Below are 6,525 nucleotides of genomic sequence, written 5' to 3'. Positions count from 1 at the left end.
GACTTGCCGAAACGGCGGGGACGGCTCAAGAAGATATAACTCGACGCACCATGAGTCATACGGTACACCAACTCCGTTTTGTCCACATACACATAATTACCCTCCCGCAATTTCGAGAAAGTCTGGATCCCTATCGAGTATAATCGTTGCTCTTTCATGATCTTCATTGAATTTTAATACACCCATCTTCTATCTTCCACCCCTCGATCGTACGCTTCTCCGTACTGAAATTGATGCCGACCTTCACCACCGGAAGAGCGCAGAGGACGAAACGTTCGGGATACTCCTTCAGATCGATCTGCTCCATGGCTGCCTCGGCGCTTTGGTCCAGCTTCAACTCGATCACGTAAAGCGTGGAAGGCGTGCGGAGCACCATGTCCACACGGCCCTTCGGCGTACGGACCTCCACATCCACATAATTGCCGAGCAGCGTGAAAATCACATAAAGCAATTGTTGGTAATGGCCCTCGTAATGCGTGTTCTCGCAATAGGGAATCGTGGAAAGAACCGTGCGCATCAACCGCAATGCACCCTCCATGTCACCGTTGTAGATCTTCTCCGCCATCTTGGCTACCAGTGTGTTCAGCTCGGCGGGACGTTGCACATAGTTGGGTAATAGGCTGCGCATCAACCCGATCCGCACTTCCCTGTTCGGGATATCCAACTGATACAGGTCGGAGAAATGGGAATAGCCCTTGATCGTGATATAGCCGCTTTGGTACAGCAACGGCGTGATGCTTGTCATCCGTTCCGTTGGCGCGTCAAAGTCGGCCGCCACACATTCCCGATTACCAATCTCCTGCGGGATCACATGGAACTTACGCAGCATCTCGATCAGGTAAGTAGGTGTTCCGCTACCGAACCAGTAGGAGTCGATCCGACCGTTTGCCAGCGCGTTCAGCAAACTGAACGGATTATAGATATCAGGCGACGGCCAGGCGAAATGGTATCCGTCGTAATTCTTTTTCAATGACTTCAAAGCCTCTTCCGGGGTAACACCGAGGTTGACAGCCAAACGGTCAATACCCTCACCCATCTGTTCCCGCATCTCCTCCTCTGTGATGCCGCAGAGCGTGGCATACTCCGGAAACATGCTGATGTTCAATATATTGTTCAGCTCGCTGAAGATGCTCAACTGGGAGAATTTCGTAATGCCGGTCAGGAAGACGAAACGCAAGTAGGGATCGCAGGCCTTCAACGGGCTGTAGAAGTTACGCATCACGTTACGAAGAACGGGAAGATCCCTATCCTCGTGCATCACATCCAGCAAAGGAGCGTCGTACTCATCGATCAAGACCACTACCTTTTGACCCGTCTGCTCGTAAGCGCATCTAATTAAATTCGTCAAGCGTAAATTCGCGTCTTCCGAATCCATATTCAAGCCATACGTCCTCTCCATATCCGCCAATTGGAACAAGAGATAGCGATTCAGCCCCTCCCTGTCTAAATGCTTGCCAAGGCTCATGTCGAAATGAAGCACCGGATGGATCGTCCACTCTTTCTCTAATTTCTCGATGGCCAGCCCCTCGAACAGCTCCTTACGACCCTCGAAGTAGCTGCGGAGCGTGGAGGTCAGCAACGACTTGCCGAAACGGCGGGGGCGGCTCAAGAAGATATATTTCGAGTCTGAATGCGTCAACCGATAGACCAAATCCGTCTTATCAGCATACACATAATTACCCTCCCGGATTTCCGAGAATGTCTGGATCCCTATTGGATATAATCGCCTATTTAGTCCTTTCATGACCCTCTTTGGATTTTAAATGTTACCTCTTCTCCCCAACAAAGATAATCACATTTACGATTCCTCCATACCTATCTCGATAATAATTCTTTACTTATCGGGGTTGTTCGCTCTTTCTCCGTTCCCGACTCCGTTCAATCAGCCGGTTCAGATCTACGGATTGCTTTATGTCGGGAACAGGCGAACCTTAGTAAACCACCACTACAGCGTACTCTTGTCAACCAACAAGTTACGTCCATGATAAAATAAAAAACTTTTTGATTTCATGTTTTGCCCTGTCAGGCAGCTTTCTCCTGTCCCTGTTTTGGACGGGGAACATATTTATTGGGAAGGAAAGGTGCATCCGCTTTCTCACCCTTCATCAGCCGGGTGAGTATATCCTCGATGTACTCGATGAGCCAGGCATAGTCAACCCCTTCATCCTTGCAGTACTTTCTCAGGCTGCGACCTTTGCGATGCTGATTGTAGTCTTGCATCACTTTCTCAAAGTATTCCTTCGTCTCCATATGAATTGTGTTTTGATCCGGAGGCGAAAGTAGAGAGAATCAAGGAACCTGCCTTACGCTACAACGGTGGTTTACTGAAGTAGCTGACACGCAGGGTTTGTTTCGTATAAAAAGCATCTTAGGTCCATTTCCCAAGTATCTTAGGTGCGTTGGTAAAGTATCTTAGGTGCGTGGAGCAAGTCTCCTAACATACTTTTTTGCTCAACCTTTGTCGCGTTGGGGGCGTGTTGATGGACTCCCCCGAATATATTATAAATGATCGACGGACTTTGATTCTCCCGCAAGTCCGCTATCGCCTTGTGATAAGGCTCGGGAAGCATCTTGCGCAAAAGGCATTGTACCCGGGACAGGTCCGCTTGACGGTTCTCGTTGAGATATGTCTGGGCCGAGGCGATCTGGTCAAGGTAAGTCAAGTGAAGTGTCTCCGAGATGGCAGCGTCCTTGTCTATGCCTTGGAGAGCCTTAATCACCTCCGGGGAACGTCGCTCTATTTTTTCTATCAATATGGATACCAGCTGATCCATATTCATCTCTTTTAGCTCCTCTATGACAGAGGGGGAAGAGACGAACTTTCGCTTTATTTCTTCATTCCGCCCTCCATGTATGTTGGGAAATGGCCCTATGCCTAGGGTTCGAGCAACAAGTAAACACAGCGCCGATGTGGCAGTTGGAGTTAATATGGGTGAAAACATATTCTTATTTATTTGATGATTTAAGTCCTTTTTTTAGTTCTTCTCGCCCATGCGTCATTGATACGGGCACGGATATTATCGATAGATCGTCCACTCGCGATTCCCGGAGCTAGCGGCAGGAGCAATTTGATGAAACGTTCCTTGACCATCATCTCCTTGTTGATTCCGGTCCCGCTCTCTACCATGCTGACCACGACCAGGGCCAACTCTTCCGCCGTGACACAACCGGACAGGCGGGTTAGATACACCGTCAGTTCCTCTACACTGTTTACATAAGCGGATAGACGCTTGGCATCCGGCGAAAGCTCCAGCCTGCCCAACGCCTCCTCTCGAGTGGTATCACGGGAAAAATCCTCCCCGTAGAAGTTCTGGACGGCCTGGGTGGCATTAGGCAGTATTTGCTGGGTACCGCCATAGATGTTTATCGTGGTATTTGTCTTCTCTCTCTCCTCCATGTATCACTTCCTTTCCTCCATATCCAGCCTATTATATCCTCAGCTAATCAGCCAACACTCAACCACTGGTCAACCAACAGTAAACCGTTATCAACCGATTTGCATTCGCCTCATCCCCGGTACTATATTCGCATTGTCAACCAACGATAGAGGTTGGCGGAAATCATTCATGTTTAACTCTTTAAAACTATTTATCGTATGATTAATTACAGTGTTTACATGATGGGAAACCCCATTAAGCCGGAAATGCCGGAAAAGGCTTACGCCAAGGCGCAAGTGAACGAGGTGATGTCGTTTTCCAAGTTCGTTCGACACATCGCAAACCACAACGGGGTATTCTCCCGGGGTACGGTCAAAGGCGTGGTGTCGGACACGTGCGAATGTCTCGTGGAGCAGCTGCTCAATGGCAACAAGGTGCAGTTTGGAGAACTGGGGACCTTTGCCATCTCGCTGGGTTGTGAGGGGGCGGAAAACATCAAGAAGTTCACCGCGGACAACATCACTGATGTAAACATCCTCTTCACGCCGGGCGAGGATTTCGAGAACCTGCGTTCCCGAGCCATGTTCAACCCCGTGAGCAGCCGTGCCGCGCAACAAGCCACTTACAAAGCGGAACGTGCGGGAGAGACCACGGTCGATCTGGAGGCGGCAAAAAAGAAACCATCCTCGGGAGAGGGCTCCGATTCCGAGAATCCCGATGAGATCTAACGAATCATAAGGTTGATTCCCGCTTTTAACGTTTGAATATTGTATGAGACTTTTAATCATTTATTTAAGAACAAGTATGAAAACGAACTGGAAGAGCGTGTTGCTCTACATTATCCGTATTGTTGAACTGGTCATCACCGGCGCCGCCGGTGGAGCCGCTAGCGGTTGGATCGGATGAGAACCGTCTCGTTGATTATCGTGCATTGCTCTGCCAACAGGCAGGGCAGCGCCTTACGAATGGCGGACATCGACCACTGGCATCGCTCGCTCGGTTGGAACGGTTGTGGCTATCACTTTGTCATACCGACCGACGGTACGATCGAGAAGGGCAGACCCATCGAACAAGTGGGTGCCCACTGCAAGAACCACAACAGGCACAGTATCGGGATATGCTACATCGGAGGAATCGCCAGCGATGGCAAGACTCCCATGGATACCCGGACAATAGCACAGCGGCAGGCCTTGTACGACTTGCTCCGGGAACTGCGTCGGCAATTCCCCAAAGCCCTGGTCGTCGGACATCGGGATTTGGATCCGTCGAAAGCCTGTCCGTGCTTTGATGTGGTGAGTGAGTTCCATCCTATTTTTGGATAAGAGTATCGAGATTGCCCGAGTTTCTGTAGCAGGATGCTCGGGCCGCTTTTTTATTGTTCCTTATTTCGCTTGATCAGACCATTCAAGCCTAGATGCAAGCAACCCTTCCACCTCGCCGGCGTGCCATGCTTGGTAGTCCTCACGGGAGAGTTGGGATGCGGTTAATAATTTGTAATCCATGTCGTCTCTTCGCAAGATGTGCTTGCGGGCATACGCACGGAACGAGCGATCCGTCACGGAGACCATCACCACCGGGAAGGGGTAGCCGAGCAGGCGCATCGGCGTGATCTCGCTGTCCGGGAACATGCGGCGTAACTGGTAAGCCGAACGCTCGAAAGCCACCCAATAGGGTCCCGTGCAATAGAGGTGTATCACGTTTCGGTTCGCACGCTCGCGATCCATGATCTCTGCCAAACGCTCGTTCAGCAACCTCACCAAACGGACGCCGGAAGGAAGGGAAGACATGTTTTGACTATGATTGTTGATTTATGATTTAAGCGGTCAACGCTATCCGTGCCTCAGCCACCGGTCGTAATCGGCCAACCGACGGATTAAAGTCTGCTTGCTCTTCTTGGGCGAGGACTCAACCCGCCACGGATCCACCAAATCGTGCGCCATCTGCCGGTAGACGCTGCTGTCCGTGCAACCGTAGAGCGTCACCAGCAACAGGGCGCGGGATTGCGGCGCTTTCACCGCCGGGAGCATGCCGCGCATCGTGGCGAGCAAGCGCACGAACTCATCCTCCTCGCCCAACAGCTTGTAGGCGGAAAGGAGCGACGAGTAGATCTTGCAACGCATCACGTCCGTCTCCGCGCGGAGCGAACCGTAGGATCTCAACACCTCACGCGCCAAGCGCGTATCCTCCTCCGCTACGCTGCCGGAGGCGTGGTAACGCCCCAAGGCATCGTGCAAGCCCTCCCGCAGGCGGTCGTTGTCCAGGTGGGTATAGGCGTGCTTGCCCTTGGTGTTCAGCTCGATCAGCTCATACTCGCCCGGCTTCACCTCGAACAGGGGGACCCACATGCAATCGAGGATACGCGCCATGACATCCTTATGACCGCCGCCCGGCTGGATCACCACCTCCGCCTCCATCCCGGCGAAATAGCCGGACGTGATGCGTACGCGGTCCCCCTCCAGCAGGCGGCCGCTGTCCGGGACATATACGGGAAGCTCGTTGGAATATGATCTCGCCACCCAACGCAGATTCTCCATCTCGCTATCCGACAGGTATGGGAAACGGGTCGCGTCTCCGGAAGAGATCCGGGGCAGGAAATTGTACAGGGGAAGCGTGCGCTTCATCCGGAAGATCTCCTCCACCGAGGAGCGGATAAACACGTAGTTGAACAGCAGGGGACGTCTCGTGTTGACCAGCTTGCCGCCCACCTTCCTCACCTCCACGTACGAGGGGGCGAAATACTCGAACAACGTCTCCCCGCGACGCTCGCGTCGGGAAAGCTCCACGTCCAGCCCCCTCGAGGGGCTGATCCTGTCGCGCCTGCCACCCGCGGCGGTAGGGAGCGTCAGCACGTACCAGCGAACGGTTCTCAGGTCTTGACGCTTACGAACCTGCGCCATGCCCCTATCCGGGCAATCGTTCCTCAAAGCATTTATCGACATGATTCTCTTTTCCTCCCTGATTATGCCAGGACCTCCCAAGTCGAACGGCAATTCAAAGCCCTGCCAAGACAATTCTGTTTATCCTTGACACACAACACTTTACGTATTCAATTATGGCATCTCTGAAAATTACCATCGCCCGAGAATATTAAGCTACTCGGGAAGTAGCGTAAAAGCTCGTATTAGGGGAAACAGATGGCGCAGACCGG

Annotated in this window: 9 protein-coding genes; 2 read left to right on the top strand and 7 right to left on the bottom strand. The window is 52.0% G+C overall.

Annotated features, from left to right (window positions below; genetic code table 11):
- From G7Y39_RS08740 to G7Y39_RS08720, 5 genes are all read right to left on the bottom strand, one after another.
- A partial coding sequence (locus tag G7Y39_RS08740; protein ID WP_165156988.1) for an AAA family ATPase occupies positions 1–158 on the bottom strand: 158 nt, incomplete at its 3' end.
- A gap of 5 nt (positions 159–163) precedes the next feature.
- The gene (locus tag G7Y39_RS08735) at positions 164–1,744 is read right to left on the bottom strand and encodes an ATP-binding protein (protein ID WP_165156986.1); all 1,581 of its coding nucleotides are present in this window, start codon (positions 1,742–1,744) and stop codon (positions 164–166) included.
- Positions 1,745–2,022: 278 nt separating this feature from the next.
- Entirely contained in the window at positions 2,023–2,250 is a 228-nt protein-coding gene (locus tag G7Y39_RS08730; RefSeq protein WP_165156984.1) for a hypothetical protein, read from the bottom strand.
- A gap of 140 nt (positions 2,251–2,390) precedes the next feature.
- The gene (locus G7Y39_RS08725) at positions 2,391–2,774 is read right to left on the bottom strand and encodes a hypothetical protein (protein ID WP_241159989.1); all 384 of its coding nucleotides are present in this window, start codon (positions 2,772–2,774) and stop codon (positions 2,391–2,393) included.
- A gap of 188 nt (positions 2,775–2,962) precedes the next feature.
- Positions 2,963–3,397, bottom strand: coding sequence for a hypothetical protein (locus G7Y39_RS08720; RefSeq protein WP_165156982.1), 435 nt, complete (start codon positions 3,395–3,397; stop codon positions 2,963–2,965).
- A gap of 198 nt (positions 3,398–3,595) precedes the next feature.
- On the opposite strand from G7Y39_RS08720, the gene G7Y39_RS08715 reads away from it, so the two are divergent.
- Complete coding sequence (locus G7Y39_RS08715) at positions 3,596–4,105, top strand: HU family DNA-binding protein (RefSeq protein ID WP_165156980.1); 510 nt, start codon at positions 3,596–3,598, stop codon at positions 4,103–4,105.
- A gap of 174 nt (positions 4,106–4,279) precedes the next feature.
- Positions 4,280–4,699: an N-acetylmuramoyl-L-alanine amidase gene (locus tag G7Y39_RS08710; RefSeq protein WP_165156978.1), complete on the top strand. Its 420-nt coding sequence runs from the start codon at positions 4,280–4,282 to the stop codon at positions 4,697–4,699.
- A 60-nt stretch (positions 4,700–4,759) separates the two neighbouring features.
- On the opposite strand, the gene G7Y39_RS08705 is transcribed toward G7Y39_RS08710, so the two are convergent.
- Together G7Y39_RS08705 and G7Y39_RS08700 are read right to left on the bottom strand one after the other, a co-directional pair.
- A complete protein-coding gene (locus tag G7Y39_RS08705; RefSeq protein ID WP_165156976.1) occupies positions 4,760–5,164 on the bottom strand; it encodes a hypothetical protein in 405 nt (134 codons plus the stop codon).
- A 42-nt stretch (positions 5,165–5,206) separates the two neighbouring features.
- Positions 5,207–6,316: a transcription termination/antitermination protein NusG gene (locus G7Y39_RS08700; protein WP_165156974.1), complete on the bottom strand. Its 1,110-nt coding sequence runs from the start codon at positions 6,314–6,316 to the stop codon at positions 5,207–5,209.
- Positions 6,317–6,525: the final 209 nt, after the last annotated feature.

This window comes from Parabacteroides sp. ZJ-118 (genome assembly GCF_011038785.1).
Lineage (GTDB): Bacteria > Bacteroidota > Bacteroidia > Bacteroidales > Tannerellaceae > Parabacteroides.
This window is presented reverse-complemented; position numbering and strand designations above follow the sequence as displayed.

Bases quoted from the DNA above. Each gene is read 5' to 3' on its own strand.
- G7Y39_RS08735 (WP_165156986.1), bottom strand. From the start codon at position 1,744: ATGAAAGGACTAAATAGGCGATTATATCCAATAGGGATCCAGACATTC.
- G7Y39_RS08710 (WP_165156978.1), top strand. From the start codon at position 4,280: ATGAGAACCGTCTCGTTGATTATCGTGCATTGCTCTGCCAACAGGCAG.
- G7Y39_RS08705 (WP_165156976.1), bottom strand. From the start codon at position 5,164: ATGTCTTCCCTTCCTTCCGGCGTCCGTTTGGTGAGGTTGCTGAACGAG.
- G7Y39_RS08720 (WP_165156982.1), bottom strand. From the start codon at position 3,397: ATGGAGGAGAGAGAGAAGACAAATACCACGATAAACATCTATGGCGGT.
- G7Y39_RS08725 (WP_241159989.1), bottom strand. From the start codon at position 2,774: ATGGATCAGCTGGTATCCATATTGATAGAAAAAATAGAGCGACGTTCC.
- G7Y39_RS08715 (WP_165156980.1), top strand. From the start codon at position 3,596: ATGATTAATTACAGTGTTTACATGATGGGAAACCCCATTAAGCCGGAA.
- G7Y39_RS08700 (WP_165156974.1), bottom strand. From the start codon at position 6,316: ATGTCGATAAATGCTTTGAGGAACGATTGCCCGGATAGGGGCATGGCG.
- G7Y39_RS08730 (WP_165156984.1), bottom strand. From the start codon at position 2,250: ATGGAGACGAAGGAATACTTTGAGAAAGTGATGCAAGACTACAATCAG.